At 67.9% G+C, this 18,552-nt stretch carries 18 protein-coding genes; 5 read left to right on the top strand and 13 right to left on the bottom strand.

The genetic code is table 11. The features are described from left to right. The first annotated feature begins 147 nt into the window (after positions 1 to 147). Positions 148 to 1,137 carry a UDP-N-acetylglucosamine 4,6-dehydratase (inverting) gene (gene pseB, locus AB5S17_RS00445; RefSeq protein ID WP_369235009.1) on the top strand — a complete coding sequence of 330 codons (990 nt, stop codon included), beginning with the start codon at positions 148 to 150 and terminating at the stop codon, positions 1,135 to 1,137. A 48-nt stretch (positions 1,138 to 1,185) separates the two neighbouring features. Here pseB and AB5S17_RS00440 read toward each other — a convergent pair whose 3' ends face one another. The 5 genes from AB5S17_RS00440 to AB5S17_RS00420 form a co-directional block, all read right to left on the bottom strand. Further along, positions 1,186 to 1,509: a type II toxin-antitoxin system RelE/ParE family toxin gene (locus AB5S17_RS00440; RefSeq protein WP_369235007.1), complete on the bottom strand. Its 324-nt coding sequence runs from the start codon at positions 1,507 to 1,509 to the stop codon at positions 1,186 to 1,188. A 1-nt stretch (position 1,510) separates the two neighbouring features. Next, the gene (locus AB5S17_RS00435) at positions 1,511 to 1,756 is read right to left on the bottom strand and encodes a type II toxin-antitoxin system ParD family antitoxin (RefSeq protein WP_369235005.1); all 246 of its coding nucleotides are present in this window, start codon (positions 1,754 to 1,756) and stop codon (positions 1,511 to 1,513) included. Between the two features lie 94 nt (positions 1,757 to 1,850). Then, positions 1,851 to 3,761, bottom strand: coding sequence for an ABC transporter ATP-binding protein (locus AB5S17_RS00430; RefSeq protein WP_369235002.1), 1,911 nt, complete (start codon positions 3,759 to 3,761; stop codon positions 1,851 to 1,853). A gap of 991 nt (positions 3,762 to 4,752) precedes the next feature. After that, a complete protein-coding gene (locus AB5S17_RS00425; protein ID WP_369235000.1) occupies positions 4,753 to 6,624 on the bottom strand; it encodes an ABC transporter ATP-binding protein in 1,872 nt (623 codons plus the stop codon). Positions 6,625 to 6,834: 210 nt separating this feature from the next. After that, positions 6,835 to 8,409 (bottom strand): BCCT family transporter, encoded by a 1,575-nt coding sequence (locus tag AB5S17_RS00420; protein WP_369234998.1) that lies wholly within the window; start codon positions 8,407 to 8,409, stop codon positions 6,835 to 6,837. Between the two features lie 372 nt (positions 8,410 to 8,781). Between AB5S17_RS00420 and AB5S17_RS00415 the strand changes: the two genes are divergently transcribed. After that, positions 8,782 to 9,123, top strand: a complete 342-nt coding sequence (locus AB5S17_RS00415; RefSeq protein WP_369234996.1) for an HdeA/HdeB family chaperone — start codon at positions 8,782 to 8,784, stop codon at positions 9,121 to 9,123. Positions 9,124 to 9,313: 190 nt separating this feature from the next. After that, positions 9,314 to 10,120 (top strand): PhzF family phenazine biosynthesis protein, encoded by an 807-nt coding sequence (locus AB5S17_RS00410; RefSeq protein ID WP_369234994.1) that lies wholly within the window; start codon positions 9,314 to 9,316, stop codon positions 10,118 to 10,120. Between the two features lie 130 nt (positions 10,121 to 10,250). Here AB5S17_RS00410 and AB5S17_RS00405 read toward each other — a convergent pair whose 3' ends face one another. The 4 genes from AB5S17_RS00405 to AB5S17_RS00390 form a co-directional block, all read right to left on the bottom strand. Next, positions 10,251 to 10,745, bottom strand: a complete 495-nt coding sequence (locus tag AB5S17_RS00405; protein WP_369234992.1) for an HNH endonuclease — start codon at positions 10,743 to 10,745, stop codon at positions 10,251 to 10,253. 76 nt (positions 10,746 to 10,821) lie between these two features. Further along, positions 10,822 to 11,589, bottom strand: a complete 768-nt coding sequence (locus AB5S17_RS00400) for an SDR family oxidoreductase (RefSeq protein ID WP_369234990.1) — start codon at positions 11,587 to 11,589, stop codon at positions 10,822 to 10,824. Between the two features lie 152 nt (positions 11,590 to 11,741). Next, the gene (locus tag AB5S17_RS00395; RefSeq protein ID WP_369234988.1) at positions 11,742 to 12,074 is read right to left on the bottom strand and encodes a helix-turn-helix domain-containing protein; all 333 of its coding nucleotides are present in this window, start codon (positions 12,072 to 12,074) and stop codon (positions 11,742 to 11,744) included. 16 nt (positions 12,075 to 12,090) lie between these two features. After that, a complete protein-coding gene (locus tag AB5S17_RS00390) occupies positions 12,091 to 12,417 on the bottom strand; it encodes a hypothetical protein (RefSeq protein WP_369234986.1) in 327 nt (108 codons plus the stop codon). Between the two features lie 153 nt (positions 12,418 to 12,570). On the opposite strand from AB5S17_RS00390, the gene AB5S17_RS00385 reads away from it, so the two are divergent. Both AB5S17_RS00385 and AB5S17_RS00380 read left to right on the top strand, forming a co-directional pair. Then, on the top strand, positions 12,571 to 13,755 hold the full coding sequence (locus AB5S17_RS00385; RefSeq protein WP_369236090.1) for a VWA domain-containing protein: 1,185 nt from the start codon (positions 12,571 to 12,573) through the stop codon (positions 13,753 to 13,755). 267 nt (positions 13,756 to 14,022) lie between these two features. Continuing rightward, a complete protein-coding gene (locus tag AB5S17_RS00380) occupies positions 14,023 to 14,529 on the top strand; it encodes a cytochrome b (RefSeq protein WP_369234984.1) in 507 nt (168 codons plus the stop codon). 31 nt (positions 14,530 to 14,560) lie between these two features. Here AB5S17_RS00380 and AB5S17_RS00375 read toward each other — a convergent pair whose 3' ends face one another. The 4 genes from AB5S17_RS00375 to ligA form a co-directional block, all read right to left on the bottom strand. Further along, positions 14,561 to 14,857 carry an AzlD family protein gene (locus AB5S17_RS00375; RefSeq protein WP_369234982.1) on the bottom strand — a complete coding sequence of 99 codons (297 nt, stop codon included), beginning with the start codon at positions 14,855 to 14,857 and terminating at the stop codon, positions 14,561 to 14,563. After that, positions 14,850 to 15,512, bottom strand: a complete 663-nt coding sequence (locus tag AB5S17_RS00370) for an AzlC family ABC transporter permease (RefSeq protein ID WP_369234980.1) — start codon at positions 15,510 to 15,512, stop codon at positions 14,850 to 14,852. Before AB5S17_RS00370 ends, AB5S17_RS00375 begins: the two co-directional genes overlap by 8 nt. Positions 15,513 to 15,655: 143 nt before the next feature. Beyond that, positions 15,656 to 16,249, bottom strand: a complete 594-nt coding sequence (locus AB5S17_RS00365; RefSeq protein WP_369234978.1) for a YbjN domain-containing protein — start codon at positions 16,247 to 16,249, stop codon at positions 15,656 to 15,658. A gap of 153 nt (positions 16,250 to 16,402) precedes the next feature. Then, positions 16,403 to 18,535 carry an NAD-dependent DNA ligase LigA gene (gene ligA, locus AB5S17_RS00360; RefSeq protein ID WP_369234976.1) on the bottom strand — a complete coding sequence of 711 codons (2,133 nt, stop codon included), beginning with the start codon at positions 18,533 to 18,535 and terminating at the stop codon, positions 16,403 to 16,405. Between the last annotated feature and the right edge of the window lie 17 nt (positions 18,536 to 18,552).

Here is an 18,552-nt window from a genome sequence, read left to right as displayed (position 1 = left end):
CGCTGCGCGGTATCGGGCATTCGCGGGCAGGCAAGGCACGGGCAATGGCCGCGTGCAAGATCGCTCCCATCGAACGCTGCTGCGAAATCCAGGCGCAGCTGCGGCCGGCACACCGCCTCTTGCGCAGAAAATTCATCGGAGCAGTCCTTGTTTGACGGCAAGTCTATTTTGATCACGGGAGGAACGGGTTCCTTCGGCAAGAAGTACACCGAGACGATCCTCTCGCGCTACAAGCCGCGACGGCTCGTGATCTACTCGCGTGACGAGCTGAAGCAGTACGAGATGGGCCAGCGCTTCGACGATCCCGTCATGCGCTACTTCATCGGCGACGTGCGCGACGGCGAGCGGCTGAAGCGCGCAATGCTCGGGGTCGACTATGTGATCCATGCCGCAGCGCTGAAGCACGTTCCGGTCGCGGAATACAATCCGAACGAGTGCATCAAGACGAATATCAACGGCGCCCAGAACGTCATCGAGGCAGCGATCGCGACGGACGTGAAGAAGGTGATCGCCCTGTCCACCGACAAGGCGGCGAACCCGATCAACCTCTACGGCGCCACCAAGCTCGCCTCCGACAAGCTGTTCGTCGCGGCGAACAACGTCACCGGCGGCCGCGGCCCGATCTTTTCGGTGGTGCGCTACGGCAACGTCGTCGGCTCGCGCGGCTCGGTCGTGCCGCTGTTCAAGAAGCTGGTCGCGGAGGGCAAGACGCCGCTGCCGGTGACGCACGAGGGCATGACCCGCTTCTGGATCACGCTGCAGGGCGGCGTCGACTTCGTCCTGAAGAACTTCGAGCGCATGCATGGCGGCGAGATCTTCGTGCCGAAGATCCCGTCGGTGCGGATCCTCGACCTCGTCGAGGCCTATAGCGGCACGCGCGAGGCGAAGGTCATCGGCATCCGGCCTGGCGAGAAGCTGCACGAGATCATGTGCCCGTCCGACGACAGCCACCTGACGCTGGAATTCGACGACCACTTCGTCCTGCGCCCGTCGATCCGCTTCCACCACAAGGACCAGGACTACACGGTGAACGGGATCGGCGAGACGGGACAGACGGTGGCGGCGGGATTCTCCTACGAATCCGGCAGCAATCCGGATTTCCTGACGGTCGAGGAGATCCGACGGATGGACGTCTGAGGGGGAGCAGGAGAGCGGGGATCCGGGCGCGCCGCCGGCGCTCGGCCCTCACCGGCCATCCGAACCGCTTCGGAAACGCGTCTCTATGTCGAGATGCCCTTCCAGGATGTTCACGACCTCGAAGATCGCTCGCTCATCCCGGTAGCGGAAGAAGATCACATAGCCACGAAACGCGAAGCTCCGGATGTCGTGGCGCAGTTCCGGCCTGGGAGTACCGAGAAGCCCCGGAAGCTCCGCCAGGCTTCCACATTTCGCCCGCAGGCGCGCAACGAAGCGCCTGCCCGTTGAGACGCTGCCGCTCTCCCGCGTGATGTGCGTCAGGATACCGACGAGATCGGCCTGAGCCGATGGCAGGTACCGAAGACGCGGCACCTCAATAGCCTTGGCCGACCAGTTCCGCCGCGCGCGCCTCCAGCGCCGCGTCGATGGCGTCCTCGCTCGCCTCACCGCCGGCCGCGATAGAGGCGTCCAGGGTGTGGCGGATGGCTGCGAGCTTTGCCTCCCGTTCCTCGAGGAGGCGCAGGCCTTCGCGCACGACCTCGCTGGCGGACGCATAGCGGCCCGTCTTCACCGCCTCTTCGACGAAATCTTCCCAGCGGTTTTCAATCGAGACGTTCATGGCGTCCTCCTGAACAGGGTATCTCGTGAGATGACGACAGGTTCCGCAGAATAGCCGTCATCGTCCGGCGACAGAAGATCCTCTGAACGCCGCCCTACTCCGCCGCCACGTCCTCTCCTGCCGCCGTGTCCAGCAGGAAGCCGCCGCTCTGGCGCGCCCAGAGGCTGGCATAGAGCCCGCCGCGGCGGATCAGCTCGTCATGCGTCCCCTCCTCCACGATCCGACCCTTGTCGAGCACGACCAGCCGGTCCATCGCCGCGATGGTCGAGAGGCGGTGGGCGATGGCGATCACCGTCTTGTCCGCCATCATCGCCGTGAGGTTCTCCTGGATCGCCGCCTCCACCTCGGAATCCAGCGCCGAGGTCGCCTCGTCGAGCACCAGGATCGGCGCGTCCTTGAGCAGCACGCGGGCGATCGCGATGCGCTGGCGCTGGCCGCCGGAAAGCTTGATGCCGCGCTCGCCGACATGGGCGTCGTAGCCCGTTCGCCCCTTCGGATCGCGCAGCGTCGGGATGAAGTCTTCCGCGTTCGCCCGCTCCGCCGCCATCAGGATGTCGCCCTCGTCCGCGCCGGGGCGCCCATAGGCGATGTTCTCGCGGATCGAGCGATGCAGCAGCGAGGTGTCCTGCGTGACGACGCCGATCGCGGCGCGCAGCGAGGCCTGCGTCACGCCGGAGATATCCTGCCCGTCGATCAGGATGCGCCCGCCCTCGAGGTCGTAGAGGCGCAGGAGCAGGTTGACGAGCGTCGTCTTGCCGGCGCCGGAGCGGCCGACGAGGCCGACCTTCTCGCCCGGCCGGATCACCAGCGACAGGTCCTCGATGACGCCGCTGCCCTTGCCGTAGTGGAAGGTGATGCCCTCGTAGCGGATCTCGCCCTTGTCCGCCGCGAGCGGCTGGGCGTCCGGCCGGTCGACCAGCGTCGGCAGGCGCGTCACCGTCGCGACGGCGTCCTGAATGGTGCCGTAGTTGCGCACCAGGCCGTTGATGTTGAACATCATCCAGCCGGACATCTGGTTCAGCCTGAGGACGAGGCCGAGCGCGGTGGCGACGCCGCCGGTGGTGACCGAGCCGGCCTGCCAGCCGAGGATCGCCACGGCGCCGACGCCGGTCATCATGAAGCCGTTGAGGAGAGCCACGGCCGTGCGCACCTCGGTCAGCGCCCGGGTCATCCGGCGGACGGCGTCGACGAGGTACTGGAAGCCGTCCTTGACGAAGGAATCCTCGCGCCGGGTCGCGTCGAACAGCTTGACCGACAGGATGTTGGTGAAGCTGTCGACGACCCGGCCGGAGACGATCGAGCGCGCCTCGGCCGTCGCCCGGCCGTTCTCGCGGATCTTCGGCAGGAGGTTGCGCACGATCCAGACATAGCCGAGCGTCCAGATCGCCAGCACCACCGACATGCGCCAGTCGATCGCCCCGAGGATCGACACGGTCAGGAGGATGAAGGTGACGAAGGACCAGAAGGTCTGGAGCACCGTGGTGACGAAGTCGCCGGTCGCCTGCCCCACCTGCTGGACCTTCTGGGCGAGCCGGCCGGCGAAGTCGTTCTGGAAGAAGGTGTAGGCCTGCTCCATCAGCCGGCGATAGCTCTGCCAGCGGATGCGGTTGTAGAAGCTGGGGCTGATCACCTGTTCCTCGATCACCGAGGAGACGAAGAGGACCAGCGCCCGGCCGATCAGCGTCAGGAAGGCGAGGCCCGCGATCAGCCAGAAATGGTCGGCGAGAAGCGTTTCGGGCGTCGACCTGCCGAGCGCGTCGATCAGCCAGCCGACGCCGGTATACATCGCCGCCTCGACCCCGCCGGTCAGGCCGCCGAGGACGAGCAGCGCCAGCAGCGGCCACTTCGCCTGCCTGGCGAAGTGCCAGATGAAGCGGTTGGTCTCGTCGGGCAGCGGCTCCAGATGGCCGGTGCGGTGGAGCCGGGCGTCCTCGCTGTCCTCGCCCTCGTCCTCGAACGGATCGAGCACGGTCTCGAAGCGCTGGAGCAGGCGGTCCATCAGCATCGGGAATCCCCACGCGCCGTCCCGATGTCGGCGAGAAGAACCGCGACATTAGGGCAGCCTTCTTCTCCCCCGCGGGGAGAAGTGCCGGCAGGCGATGAGGGGGCGGGCAGGACATTGGAGCCGAGGTGCGGGAGGCTCAGACACGATCTGCTGCGCCACCGGCGATCGCTCGTCGAAGCCGCGTTCATCCCCCTCACCCTGCCCTCTCCCCACGGGGGAGAGGAAGGCGCCCGTGCATGAGGCGTGGCCGAGCTTGGCCAAGCCGCACGCGTCAAGTGTCCGGCGGCGTCGACACCGCCTTCTTCTCCCCCAGGGGGAGAAGTGCCGGCAGGCGATGAGGGGGTGGTCAGGACGTTGGAGCCGAGGTGCGGGAGGCGCAGACACGATCCGCTGCGCCACCTTCGATCGCTCGCCGAAGCGGCGTTCATCCCCCTCACCCTGCCCTCTCCCCATGGGGGAGAGGACGGCGCCCGTGCATGAGGCGTGGCCGAGCTTGGCCAAGCCGCACGCGTCAAGTGTCCGGCGGCGTCGACACCGCCTTCTTCTCCCCCGGGGGGAGAAGTGCCGGCAGGCGATGAGGGGGCGGGCAGGATATTGGAGCCAAGGTGCGGGAGGCGCAGACACGATCTGCTGCGCCACCGGCGATCGCTCGCCGAAGCCGCGTTCATCCCCCTCACCCTGCCCTCTCCCCATGGGGGAGAGGACGGCGCCCGTGCATGAGGCGTGGCCGAGCTTGGCCAAGCCGCACGCGTCAAGTGTCCGGCGGCGTCGACACCGCCTTCTTCTCCCCCGGGGGGAGAAGTGCCGGCAGGCGATGAGGGGGCGGGCAGGATATTGGAGCCAAGGTGCGGGAGGCGCAGACACGATCTGCTGCGCCACCGGCGATCGCTCCCCGAAGCCGCGTTCATCCCCCTCACCCTGCCCTCTCCCCACGGGGGAGAGGAAGGCGCCCGTGCCTGAGCCGCCGGAGCGTCGGCGTCGTTCAGAGCCATCATTCCGCCGCCCTCAGCGAGTCCGCCCGATCCTCATCCTCGTCCGACAGCAGGAAGCCGCCCGCCTGGCGCGACCAGAGCTGGGCGTAGAGGCCGCCGGCGGCGACGAGTTCGGCATGGGTGCCCTCCTCGACGATCCGACCCTTGTCGAGGACGACGAGGCGGTCGAGCGCGGCGATGGTCGACAGCCGATGCGCGACGGCGATCACCGTCTTGCCCTCCATCAGCCGGTAGAGGTTCTCCGCGATCGCCGCCTCGACCTCGGAGTCCAGCGCCGAGGTCGCCTCGTCGAGCAGCAGGATCGGCGCATCCTTCAGCATGACGCGGGCGATCGCGATCCTCTGGCGCTGGCCGCCGGAGAGCTTGACCCCGCGCTCGCCGACCTCGGCGTCGAGCCCGGAGCGCCCGTCGCGGTCCCGCAACTCCGCCACGAACTCCGCGGCTTCCGCGCGCTCGACCGCGCGCAGGAGGTCGTCCTCGGACGCGTCCGGGCGGCCGTAGAGGACGTTGTCGCGGATCGAGCGGTGCAGCAGCGAGGTGTCCTGCGTCACCATGCCGATCTTCTCGCGCAGCGACTCCTGCGGCACCGACGTGATGTCCTGGCCGTCGATCAGGATGCGGCCGCCCTCGACGTCATGGAAGCGCAGGAGAAGGTTGAGGATGGTGGACTTGCCGGCGCCCGAGCGCCCGACGAGGCCGACCTTCTCGCCCGGCCGGATCGTCAGGCCAAAGTCCTGCAGCACGCCGCCGCCCTTGCCATAGTGGAAGGTGACGTTCTCGAAGGCGATCTCGCCCTTCGGCACGGCGAGCGGGGTAGCTTTCGGCCGGTCGACCACCGCATGCGGGATCTGCATCGTCGCCATGCCGTCGCGGATCGTGCCGATGTTCTCGAACAGGCCCGAGACCTCCCACATGATCCACTGCGACATGCCGTGGATCCTCAGGACGAGGCCGACCGAGGCGGCGATGGCGCCGACGCTGACGAGGCCGTGCGTCCACAGCCCGATGCCGGTCGCGCCGACGGCGAACAGCAGAGCCGAGTTCAGCGTCTGCAGCGAGACGACGAACATCGTCACCAGGCGCCCCTGGCCGTAGACGGTGTGCAGGAAGCCGCGCATCGAGGCGCGCCCGTATTCGGCCTCGCGCCGCGTATGGGCGAAGAGCTTCACCGTCTGGACGTTGGCATAGGCGTCGACGACGCGGCCGGTCATCTCGGCGCGCGCATCCGCCTGTTTCTCGGAGACCCGGTCGAGGCGCGGGATGAAGAACCGCAGCATCACCGCATAGAGCGCCAGCCAGCCGACGAAGGGCAGTGCCAGCTTCCAGTCCGCCGCCGCGACGAGGACGAGCACGCCGGTGAAATAGACGGCGACATAGAGGAAGACGTCGATCGACTTGACCACCGTCTCGCGCACCGCGAGCGCCGTCTGCATCAGCTTCTGCGAGACGCGGCCCGCGAACTCGTCCTGGAAGAAGCCGAGCGAGTGCCCGAGCAGCCAGCGGTGCATCAGGTAGCGGAAGCGCATCGGGAAGTTCCCGAAGATCGCCTGGAAGTTCACCAGCCCGTCGATCAGCTGGATGCCCGGCAGCAGCACCAGGACCACCGCGCCCATCGCGGCGAGTTCCCAGCCGCGCTCGGCGAGGAAGGTCTGAGGCGTCGCACCGTCGAACCAGTCGACGATGTGACCGAGGAAGGAGAACAGCGAGACTTCGATCACCGAGATCGCCGCGGTGCAGAGCGAAAGGGCGAGGAGCAGCGTCCAGACCGGCCGCGCGAAGAACCAGATGAACGAGAAGAGGCCGCCCGAAGGCGGCTTCGTCAGCTCGCGCTCGGGGAACGCATCGACCATCCTCTCGAAGAACGAGAACATCCGCGGACTTTCCTGCTTGGGCCAATCCCACGACGCCCGAAGACGGCGGCGATGGGCGCACGAAGGCGTGCGCCGCGGGCGCGGGGCGAGACCGATATAGGCAGCCGGAGCGGGATTGCACAGGGGAGCGGCCGCCGCCGCCTTTCTGCGCCGGCGCCGGTCCGCGGTCGTCCGCGCGGGAAGCGCCTAGCTGCTGCCGGAAGGCCCGCCTCAGGCCTCCCTGGCGAGCGCCGGCGGCCCCGTCAGGGCGTGCTCGTCCTTGTAGGCGTCCGGCGCGTTCACCTCCGCCTCCTGTTCGGTGCGGTACCACTGTTCGTAGCGGTAGAGCACCAGCCGGTCGCGCCCGAGGCCGCGCAGCAGCGAGTACATCATGGTCAACAGCACGAAGGCGAAGGGGAAGCCGGCGACGACGGCCGCCGCCTGCAGCGCCTTCAGCCCGCCCGCGACGAGAAGGATCGCCGCGACCACGCCCTCGCTGATCGCCCAGAACAGGCGCTGGATCTTCGGCGGGTTGGCGTGGCCGCCGGCGGTCAGCATGTCGATGACGAAGCTGGCGCTGTCGGAGGACGTCACGAACCAGATGACGATCATCACGACGATCACCACGCCGATGACCGAGGTCCCGGGAAGGAACTCGATCAGCTTGAAGATCGCGCTGCCGTAGCTCTCCTTGGTGGCCTCGATCAGCCCGGGATTGCCCTCGAGCTCCATCTTGATCGCGGTGCCCCCGAAGGCGGTGAACCAGAAGAACAGGATGGTCGTCGGGATCAGGAGCACGCCGAGCAGGAACTCGCGGATCGTGCGCCCGCGCGAGATGCGCGCGATGAAGATGCCGACGAAGGGCGACCAGGAGATCCACCAGGCCCAGTAGAACAGCGTCCAGTCGACCTGCCAGTCCGTGCCCGAATAGGATTCCAGCCAGAAGCTCCAGTGGACGAGGCCGCCGATATAGTTGCCGACATTCTCGATGAAGCTGTCGAAGATGAAGAGCGTCGGACCGACGATGACGACGAAGCCGAGCAGCAGGAAGCTGATATAGATGTTGAGGTTGGAGATGCGCTTGATGCCGCCGTCGAGGCCGGCCATCACCGAGATTGTCGCGAAGCCGGTGATGATCGCGATCAGCACGAGTTGGACATAGATCGAATCCGGCAGGCCGAAGATCGTCTGCAGCCCGGAATCGATCTGCATGACGCCGAGGCCGAGCGAGGTGACAACGCCGAACATCGTCCCGAACACGGCGAGCGTGTCGACCGCGTGGCCGATCGGTCCGTAGATGCGCTCGCCGATCAGTGGATAGAGCGCCGAGCGGATCGAGAGCGGCAGGCCGTGGCGATAGTGGAAATAGGCGAGCGACAGCGCGACGATGCAGTAGATCGCCCAGCCGTGCAGTCCCCAGTCGAAGAAGGCGAGCACCATCGCCTGCTTGGCGGCCTCGACAGACTGCGGTTCGCCGACCGGCGGCGCGAAGAAGTGGTAGAGCGGCTCGGCCACGGCCCAGTAGAGAAGGCCGATGCCGATGCCGGCCGAGAACAGCATCGCAACCCAGGAGAACAGGCTGTATTCCGGCGTCTCGGTCTGGTGCCCCAGGCGGATGTCGCCGAAGCGGCTGAAGGCGATGTAGACGGTCAGCACCAGCGCCGCATTCGTCACCAGCACGAGAAACCAGCCGAAGTCGTAGGCGATCCACTTCTGCGCGCCCTGGAACACCGTGTTCGCGACGTCCGGCGCGATGACGCCGAAGAGGATGAAGCCGAGTATCAGCGCGGCCGATGACGCGAACACCGGGACGCTCACATGAGGAAATGGGCCGAGGCGGCTGATCCGGACTTCCGACAAACGGGGAACCTTTCCATGGTTGCTCCGGCCCGACCATGGGATCTTCCGGAGAAGGGCCTGTGACCTGTCTCCTCATCTAACTGGAGCGGGATCTTTTCCCGGCCAACAGTTTTTCGCGGGATCGACGCCGGGCCGCCATCGCCTCTCGCGGCACGGGCTGGCGGCACTCCCGCGTGGCGAGCGGCCGACCCTCAGCCAGCGAAGGTTTCAGGTCGCGGGCGAGGTCTCTTCTTCTCTGACGGCCAGCGCTTCCGCCGGCCGTCGCCCTACATTCCGCCAAAACGCCGCCTGTCGCGGCACAATCCAAGGAATCTTGCGATGAAGAAGCTTCCCGTCCTCCTGGCCTTCGCGATGACGACATCCGTGACCTCCGGCGCCCTCGCCCAGTCCGCCCCGTCGTCCGGCGGCGACGGCACCATGACCTGCAAGCAGTATGCGAAGATGAGCGCCAACGCCCGGATGAAGGCGATCACCAAGATGGCGGCCGCGGCGGACGCGTCCTCCGGAGCGCAGACCGACGGCACCGCCTCGGCGGGGGCCGATTCCACGGAAGACGTCACCAGCGACGGCATGACCAATATGGGCAACCAGATCGCCAGCTACTGCAAGGACAATCCCGACGCGACCGTCGAGGACGCCATGAGCTCGATGAGCGACTGATCGGGATCGCCGCGGCGGGGCGGCGGGACGGTTCGCCTGCCTCGCCCGTCTTCGGGGAACCTGCGCCTGCGGGGCGGCTCGCGCCTCGCCTTCGCCGAACCCGGGGCGGAAAGTTCGGCCGGGGGCTTATCAGCAGCCATGCCCGGTTCTAAGCCTGGGCGTATAGAGCCATCCGAGCCGGAGCCGCATCATGCCCACCCTGCCCCTCTATCAGGTCGACGCGTTCACCGCCCGGCGCTTCGCCGGCAACCCGGCGGCCGTCGTTCCCTTGGACGCCTGGCTGCCGGACGAGACGTTGCTCGCCGTCGCGGCCGAGAACAATCTCTCCGAGACGGCGTTCTTCGTGCCGGCCGGCCCGGGGCGCTTCGAGCTCCGCTGGTTCACGCCGACGGTCGAGGTGCCGCTCTGCGGCCACGCGACGCTCGCCACCGCCTTCGTCCTCGTCGAGGTCCTCGGCGAAGCGGCGCAGACGCTCACCTTCGTCACGCGCCAGTCGGGCGAACTGACGGTCACGCGCGGTGCCGACGGCTGGTTCGACATGCGATTCCCCCTACGCGAGCAGACCGGCTCGGTCTCCGCCGAGGAAGTCGCTCCCGCGCTCGGCGCGCAGCCCCGCGCCGTGGTCGAGATCGCCGTGCCGGACGACGTCTCCTGGCTGGCGGTCTATGCCAGCGAGGCGGAGGTGCGCGAACTCCAGCCGGATTTCCGCGCGATTGCCGATCTCCCCCCGCGCAACATCATCGCGACGGCGCGCGGCGACGCGGTCGACTTCGTCTCGCGCATGTTCGCGCCGAAGGCCGGCATCGACGAGGACCCGGTCACGGGGTCGGCGCACTGCGCGCTGGTCCCCTACTGGGCGGAGCGTCTCGACAAGACGGAATTCACCGCAAGGCAGGTCTCGAAGCGCGGCGGCGACCTTCGCTGCCGGCTCGACGGCGAGACGGTCGTGGTGTCCGGACAGGCGGTGCTCTACCTCACCGGCGAGATCACCATCTGAGGTCGAGGCAAGGCAGCCGACATCGCGGCGTCCGCCCCTGGAAGCCAGAGCGAAGGGCGAGACCGGCTGAGATCAGGACGCCTTCCGTCCGCTCCCCGCACCGTTCCGGATGCCGGCGCAGCGTCTGGTATCATACCCGCCGCGGCAGGCCGCGGCCGGGTGTTTCGACCATCGCTGACGGATCGGACGCGGCTGCCCGAGCAATGACCGCCGAAGGCGCGGATGCGGTCTCGACCGACTTCGCCGCTACGGCGAGCACGCTCACCTTCCGCAAGGCGGCGATGCCGACTGCGGTCCAGAGGTCGTGCAGCGGCCATTGATGGCGATGGCGGTGACGCCTCACGGCCCGGAAGGCGTCCGTTTCGAGAAACTCCGGCAGAGACAGCCGGCCCTTGGCCGCGTTGCAGCTGCGGCAGGCCGGGATCGTCAGCAAGCCGCCGTCATGGGCTTTAGGGATCACGTGATCGCGCGTGGCGAGGGTCGGCGGCTGGGACCCGCCCTTCCCGCGACGCCGCCGCATCGGGATGCCGCAATAGGCGCGCCAGTTGCGCCGGTCGTCGCGCCACCACGATCCGGCGATCGCGGCAGTCTTCGATTGCAGGTCGCGGAGCAGCGCCGGGTCCATTGCCCCAGCGTCGCAAGGTCGTCTTAACGATTCACTGAGACTGCAATTAGAGGTGGAGCTTTCGCTCCGCCGCCTCCTACAGCGTCGCCAGCACGCCGCCGTCGACATAGAGGATCTGGCCGTTGACGAAGTCCGAAGCCGCTGAGGCGAGGAAGATCGCGGCGCCCTGCAGTTCCTCGACCTTGCCCCAGCGCCCGGCGGGCGTGCGCGTCTTCAGCCATTTGTCGAAGACGGGATCGTCGATCAGCGCCTGGTTCAGCGGCGTCTCGAAATAGCCGGGGCCGATCGCGTTGATCTGCAGGCCATGGCGCGCCCAGTCGGTGCACATGCCGCGCGTGAGGTTCTTCACGGCGCCCTTGGTGGCCGTATAGGGCGCGATTGAATAGCGCGCCGCCTCGCTCTGCAGGCTGGCGATGTTGATGATCTTGCCGCGGCCGCGCGGGATCATGTGGCGGGCCACCGCCTGGCCGACGAGGAAGACCGACTCGACATTGGCTTTGAGAATCTCGCGGAACGTCTCCACCGGATAGTCCTCGAGCGGCCCGCGGCGCTGGATGCCGGCATTGTTGACGAGGATGTCGATCGGCCCGACCGTCTGTTCGATCCCGGCGACGGCCTCCGTCACCGCGTCCGCATCGGTCACGTCGAAGGCAAAGGTCGAGACGTCCAGGCCCTTCTCCCGGAGCCGGCCCGCAGCGGCCGCGAGCTTGCCGGCATCGCGGCCGTTCAGCACAACCCGCGCGCCGGCGCCGCCGAGACCTTCGGCGAGGGCATAGCCGATGCCCTGGCTGGAGCCGGTGACCAGCGCCGTACGGCCGGTCAGATCGAAGAGCTGGAGCGTCATTGGATGTCCTCCCGAAGATTGTCTGCGTCAGCCGATGGCCGCTTCCTCTCGCGGCGGCGGGACCATGGGCAGCGATGAATTCGTGACGGGCGCGAAGCTGCGCAGCTGCCGGCGCGAGATGTCGGACCGGCCGCGACAGCCGGTCGCCGCCGCTACTCCGCCGCCTCGACCGTCTCGGACGCGGCGATGGCCGCCATCACGGTCTCCGGCTCGCGGGAGAGGACGTTGAGCAGGACCCGCGCCGGGCCGGTGGGATAGCGCCGCCCCTGCTCCCAGTTGCGCAGCGTACCGACGGGGACGCCGATCTTGGCCGCCAGCGCTTCCTGCGTCAGGTCCAGCCTGCGCCGCAGTTCCAGGATGTCCGGGACTTCGACGGTGAAGCGGTGGACCTTGACCTCGGACGCGTCGCCCTGGAACCACTTCAGCGCCTGCTCGAGAGATTCGGCCAGATCGGCCGAGGCCTGTTCGGCGGTCTTTTTGCTCATCATCGCAGCTCGTCCATCATAATCCGAACAGGCGCTTCAGCGCGTTGATCCGGTCGATCGCCTCCCACGTGCGCTTCAGCAACTGCGTCGGCTTTTCGACGCGCGGACGCAGTTCCAGCAGCACGATCTTGTTCATCTCGCCGGCAAGGGCGTAGGTGATACTGAACTCGCCTAATTCCCACTCCCACAGCGATGGCTTGTCCGCGCGAGATCGTCCGATCGCCGGATCGCTTTCCATCTGGACGAGCGCCCTGAGCTTGGCAGCCTCCGAGAGCCCGTACAGCGCACAGTCGAGCTGAAACCGTCGTGTCTCGGCGATCTCGACGTCCAGCCTCCGCGGCACGCTCGGCTCCCTCTCCTATACGCCAATGGCGCAGTGCACGCAATTCGTCGTAACAGCATGCGTATTGCCACGAGGAACTGCAACCGCAATACCATCCTCTCGACGAGCGCCGGGAAAGCTGACTTGCGCGGCCGGATGTCCTACCCTTCGCCGATGTTCCTGACCTTCTTCCTCAAGCTCCGCGAGGCCGGCGTCCCGGTCACGCTGCATGAGCATCTGGCCCTGCTGGGCGCTATGCGGGCCGACCTCGTCACCTACGACGTCGAAGGCTTCTACTATCTCGCGCGGACGACGCTGGTGAAGGACGAGCGCTTCGTCGACCGCTTCGACCGGGTGTTCGCGGACGTCTTCAGGGGTGTCGCGGCGGTGTCCGGCGAAGGCGGGCTCGACGCCCGCGACCTGCCGGAGGAATGGCTGCGCAAGCTCGTCGAGCAGCACCTCACCGCGGAAGAGAAGGCGCTGGTCGAGAGCCTCGGCGGCTTCGACAAGCTGATGGAGACGCTGAAAGAGCGCCTCGCCGAGCAGAAGGGCCGGCACCAGGGCGGCTCTAAGTGGATCGGCACCGGCGGCACCTCGCCCTTCGGCGCCTATGGCTACAATCCGGAAGGGGTGCGGATCGGCCAGGCGGAGAGCCGGCATCGCCGCGCCGTCAAGGTCTGGGACCGGCGCGAATTCCGCGACTTCGACGACGAGGTGGCGCTCGGCACCCGCAACATCCGCGTTGCGCTGAAGCGGTTGCGGCGCTGGGTGCGCGAGGGCGCGCAGGACGAGTTCGATCTTCCCGGCACGATCCGCTCGACCGCCGAGCACGGCTATCTCGACGTGAAGACACGGCCGGAGCGGCGCAACGCGGTGAAGGTCCTGCTCTTCCTCGATGTCGGCGGCTCGATGGACGACCATGTCCGCGAGGTCGAGGAACTGTTCTCCGCCGCGCGGTCGGAGTTCAGGCACCTCGACTTCTTCTACTTCCACAACTGCCCCTATGAGCGGCTGTGGAAGGACAATCGCCGCCGCCACCAGGAAACGATCCCGACGATGGACGTGCTCCACACCTACGGGCCGGACTACAAGGCGGTGTTCGTCGGCGATGCGGCGATGAGCCCCTATGAGATCATGATGCCGGGCGGCTCGGTCGAGCACTGGAACGCCGAGCCGGGTGCCGTCTGGCTCGAGCGCTTCGTGCGGCAGTGGCCGCGGACGGTCTGGCTCAATCCGCTGCCCGAGCGCCAGTGGGCATATGCCCAGTCCACCGACATGGTCCGGGAGGCGATCGGCGGGCGCATGTTCCCGCTGACGCTCGCCGGGATCGACGCGGCGACCCGCACCCTCGCCCGCTGACCTCGCGAGCCTCCCGGACGCGCCGGGCCCTGCGGCAGGGTGGCGCAGCCGGGCCGCGCGACCTGTCGGGAAGCTGTCGCTCCTACAGATCGCAGCAATGTGTAACGGTTCTAAACTTGATCTGCCGCATTGCGGAATGATCTTTGGCCGCGACCCTGTTCCGGTTCCGCCGCTTCGCTCGGCGGACTGCTCTCGCTTCTGCCAGACCGCGGCCGTTCCCGAAAGGAGCGGCCGCCGGCCATGGGCAACGACCCGAAAGGATGCCGCATGTCGCTTTCCGCCCCCCGCAGAGAAGGCTGGACCGCCCTCAACATCACGATGCACTGGCTCATCGTCCTGTTCATCATCATCCAGTACATCGACAGCGACTGGATGACCCATGTCTGGCGCGCGATGCACCGCGGCACGCCGGTCGACTCCTCCGCCGTCACCCTCGCCTGGGTCCATATCGTCTTCGGGACGCTGGTGCTGGTCGCCGCCCTCGTGCGCCTGTGGGACCGCTACGCCCGCGGCCGCCCGGAGCATCCGGGCGAAGAGCCGAACTGGGCGCTGTGGCTCGCCAAGGTCACCCACTTCCTGATCTATGCGATCCTGATCGTCATGCCGATCGCCGGGTTGATCGCCTGGTTCTCGGGCAGCCGCGAGATCGGCGAGATCCACACCTTCTTCTGGACCCCGCTGCTCATTCTGGTGGGCGTGCACATCATCGGGGCGCTGGTCCAGCAGTTCTACTTCAAGACCGACGTGTTGAAGCGGATCGTCCGGCCGGCCTGAGCCGCCGTCCAGCCCGTGCCGCGCCGGGAAATCAGAACCCGGCGGCACGGGCGAACGCCACGCCCGCCGTACCGATCACCACCGTGACGATCAGCGGCAGCCGCAAGGACAGGAAGAGGCAGGCGAGGATCGCGATGCGCTCGGGCCAGTCGCCGGAGACGAGCACCGGCCCGACGATCGCCGTCAGCACCGCCGCCGGAACCGCGTCGAGCGCGGCGGCGGCGCGCGGCGGAATCTGGCCGATGCGGGCGACGATCAGGTGGCCGCCGACCCGCGTGAGATAGGTCAGGACGCCGCCGAGGGCTATCACCAGCCAGATGTCATGCATGGCCGGTCGTCTCCTCCGCCGCCTCGCCGGATCCGCCCACCATCGCCCCCACCGCGATGCCGGCCAGACCGCCGATGCTGACATGCCAGGGCGGCCCGAGGGTCAGATAGACCAGCATCGAGACGAGGAGGCTCGTCAGTGCCACGGGGTAGAACTGGCCGCGCTTGCGGAAGGTCATGACCAGCGCCAGGAAATAGACCGGCAGCACGAAGTCGAGGCCGAAGGCCTTGGGGTCTTCGATCAGCGACCCGAAGACGGCGCCGATCAGCGAGGCGATCTGCCAGCCGGTGTAGATGATCGCGCCATAGGTGAAATAGAACGATTTCGTCAGCGGCCGCTCGCTCGCCCGCACCTCCGCCGCGCCGAACACCGGGTCGACCAGCACATAGAACGCCGCCGCCTTCTCCACCGCCGAGAAGCGGCCGAGATGCCGCCCCATCGAGGCGGAATAGAGCACGTGGCGAAAGTTCAGCGCCACGATGGTGAGAAGCGCCGACCAGACCGGCCCGCCGGCGCCGAGGATCTGGATCGCTGCGAGCTGCGAGGCGCCGGCGAAGACCGAGACGGAAAAGCCCATCGCCTGCAGGATGGTCAGGCCGGAGCCGACCGCGATCGCGCCATAGACGATGCCGAAGGGCATGATGGCGAGGAGCACGGGGGCTACCGCGCGCAGTGCGGCGGCGCGTTCGGATCGGCGGGAATCAGGCAAGACAGCGCTCGGAGCCGTTGGCGAAGGGCCGGCATGTAACGCCGCCGGCCGCCGCCGTCGAGGCGGGTTCGCGAAGACGCGCCGTTCGGCTACTGCCCGGCGTCGAGGACCGCGCGCGGGAACTGCGCCAGCGCGATCGTCCAGCGGTCGAAGGTGTCGGCGAGCGCCGCCGACGTCAGGCCGACGGTCGAGAGATCGAGTTCGACCACCGGCAGGCCGTCGTCCGACAGATAGGCCTTGTTGAACGGCTGCGAGGCGTTCCAGTCGTTGATCGTGTCGAGGGCGACGTCGCGCTGGTTCCAGATCGCGTAGAAGTCGAGGATCTTGCAGTCGGCGTGCTTGGTGCAGCCGAGGAAGAACAGCTGGTAGTCGGTGCCGTTGATCGAGCCGATGATCACCGGATCGCCGCTCTCGACCTTGGTCAGCTCCGCATCGCCGTAGCCCTTCGCCATCTTCAGGATCGCGTCGCGGTCGTTCGGCCCGATGATCGTCGGCGCACCCTCCGGCTCGGCAGCATCGGGCGCGGCAGATTCCGGAGCCGGCTTGGCGGCGTGCGACGACTGTGTGACCGCGTGGTGGGGCTCGGCCGCCGGCTTGGCGAAAGCTGCTCCGGGAGCGGCGATACCGGCCAGAAACAGGAGGGCGAGGCCGGAACGCGAAGGGCGCGGCAGGCGAAAGGGCATCGTGATTTCCCAATTGGATAGAGCCGCAGTGTCGCCCGCCGAAGGGCGCGGGACAACCCGTTCGTCAGCCTGGGGAAGCGATTATGCCGGCGCGTGGCAGGCCTGCATCGCACCGCGGCATCGGCTTCGAGGGGGCCGGCTCGCCGCCGAGCCTCATGCGGCCGGATCCGCTTCCGGCACCTTTCGGCCGATCCGCGCGAACCAGGCGTCCTCGTCGATCACCTCGATGCCGAGTTCGGAGGCCTTGGCGAGCTTCGATCCGGCGCCCGGCCCGGCGACGACGAGGTCGGTCTTCCTCGACACCGAGCCGGCGACCTTGGCGCCCAGCGCCTCGGCCATCGCCTTCGCCTCGTCCCGCGTCATCTTCTCCAGCGAGCCGGTGAAGACGATCGTCTGGCCGGAGACCGGCGACGTCGCCGCCGGCTTCTCCGCCTCCTGGACGTCGAGCTCGGCGACGAGTTCCTCAACGAGCTTGCGGTTGTGCTCTTCAGAGAAGAAGCGCGACACGGCCGTGATCACCGCCTCGCCGATATCCTCCAGCGCGTCCATCTCGGCGGCCGCTTCCGCGTCCCCTTCGGCGACCTTCATGGCCGCCGCGTGGAAGGCGTCGAAGGTTCCGTAGGCCCGTGCGAGCGTCTTCGCCGTCGCCTCGCCGACGTGGCGGATGCCGAGGGAGAAGATCAGCCGGTCGAGCGCGATCGTCCGGCGCGCCTCGATCGCGTCGAAGAGGTTCCGGGCCGAGACCTCCCCGAACCCCTCCTTGTCCTTCAGCTTCTTCAGCCCCGCCTCGTTCCGCCCGCGCATCTTGAAGATGTCGGCGGGCGTGCGGACCCGGAAGTCGGGGTCGTCGTAGAAGAGATCGATCTGCTTGTCGCCCAGCCCCTCGATGTCGAAGGCCTTGCGCGAGACGAAGAGCTTCAGATGCTCGCGCCGCTGGAACGGACAGGCGAACTCGCCGGTGCAACGCCGGACGACGCTCTGCGCGCCGGACGCGGTCTCCTCGCGCACCACTTCGGTCTTCAGCTCGCAGGGGCAGACGGACGGGAACGAGAACGGCTCCGCACCCGCCGGCCGTTTCTCCGGCACGATGCCGAGCACCTGCGGGATGACGTCGCCGGCCCGCTGGATCTTGACCGTGTCGCCGACCCGCACGTCCAGCCGCTCGATCTCCTCGGCATTGTGCAGCGTGGCGTTCTGCACGACCACGCCGCCCACGGTCACAGGGTCGAGCTTGGCGACCGGCGTCAGCGCGCCGGTGCGCCCGACCTGGATCTCGATGGCATGCAGCACGGTCGTCGCCTGCTCGGCCGGGAACTTGTGCGCGATCGCCCAGCGCGGCGAGCGCGAGACGAAGCCGAGGCGGCGCTGGAGCGCGAGGTCGTCGACCTTGTAGACCACGCCGTCGATGTCATAGCCGAGGCTGGAGCGCTTCTCCTCGATCGCGTGGTAATGCGCGATCAGCCCCTCGATCGTATCGAAGCGGGCCATCAGCGGATTGACGGGAAAGCCCATTCGCCCGAGCGCCGCGACGACCTCGGTCTGCGTCTCGCCCGGCACCGCGCTCGCCTCGCCCCAGGCATAGGCGAAGAATTTCAGCCCGCGCTGCCGCGTGATGCCCGCGTCGAGCTGGCGCAGCGACCCGGCCGCGGCGTTTCGCGGGTTGGCGTAGACCGGCCCGCCGGTCTCCGCCTGGTGCTCGTTCAGCGCCGCAAAGCCCGCATGGCTCATATACACCTCGCCGCGCACCTCGAAGACGTCCGGCGCCTCGCCCTTCAACCGGTTCGGGATGTCCGTGACCGTCCGGGCATTGCGGGTGACGTCCTCGCCCGTGGTGCCGTCGCCGCGCGTCGCGGCAGAGACCAGCGCGCCGCCTTCGTAGCGCAGGGAGAGCGACAGGCCGTCGATCTTCGGCTCCGCCGTGATCGCCAGCGGCGCATCCTCCGCAAGCTTCAGGAAGCGCCGGACGCGCCTGGCGAAATCGCGCACGTCCTCGTCGGAAAAGGCATTGTCCAGCGAGAGCATCGGCAGCGCATGGCGGATCTTGCCGAACTTCTCCGAAACCTCCGATCCGACGCGCGCCGAGGGCGAGTCCTCGCGGATGAGTTCCGGGAAACGCGCCTCGATCGCGGCATTGCGCCGGCGCAGCGCGTCGTATTCGGCGTCCGAGACGGTGGGCGCATCCTCCTGGAAGTAGCGCCGGTCGTGTCCGGCGATCTCGGCCGCCAGGCGCGCCAGCTCCTCCGCCGCCTCGTTCTCCGTCAGATCTTCGACCGGTTTCTGCGCCATCGGAACCCCCGCCTTCC

It is taken from the genome of Jiella sp. M17.18 (genome assembly GCF_041027365.1).
Classification (GTDB): domain Bacteria; phylum Pseudomonadota; class Alphaproteobacteria; order Rhizobiales; family Rhizobiaceae; genus VKMB-3413.
This window is presented reverse-complemented; position numbering and strand designations above follow the sequence as displayed.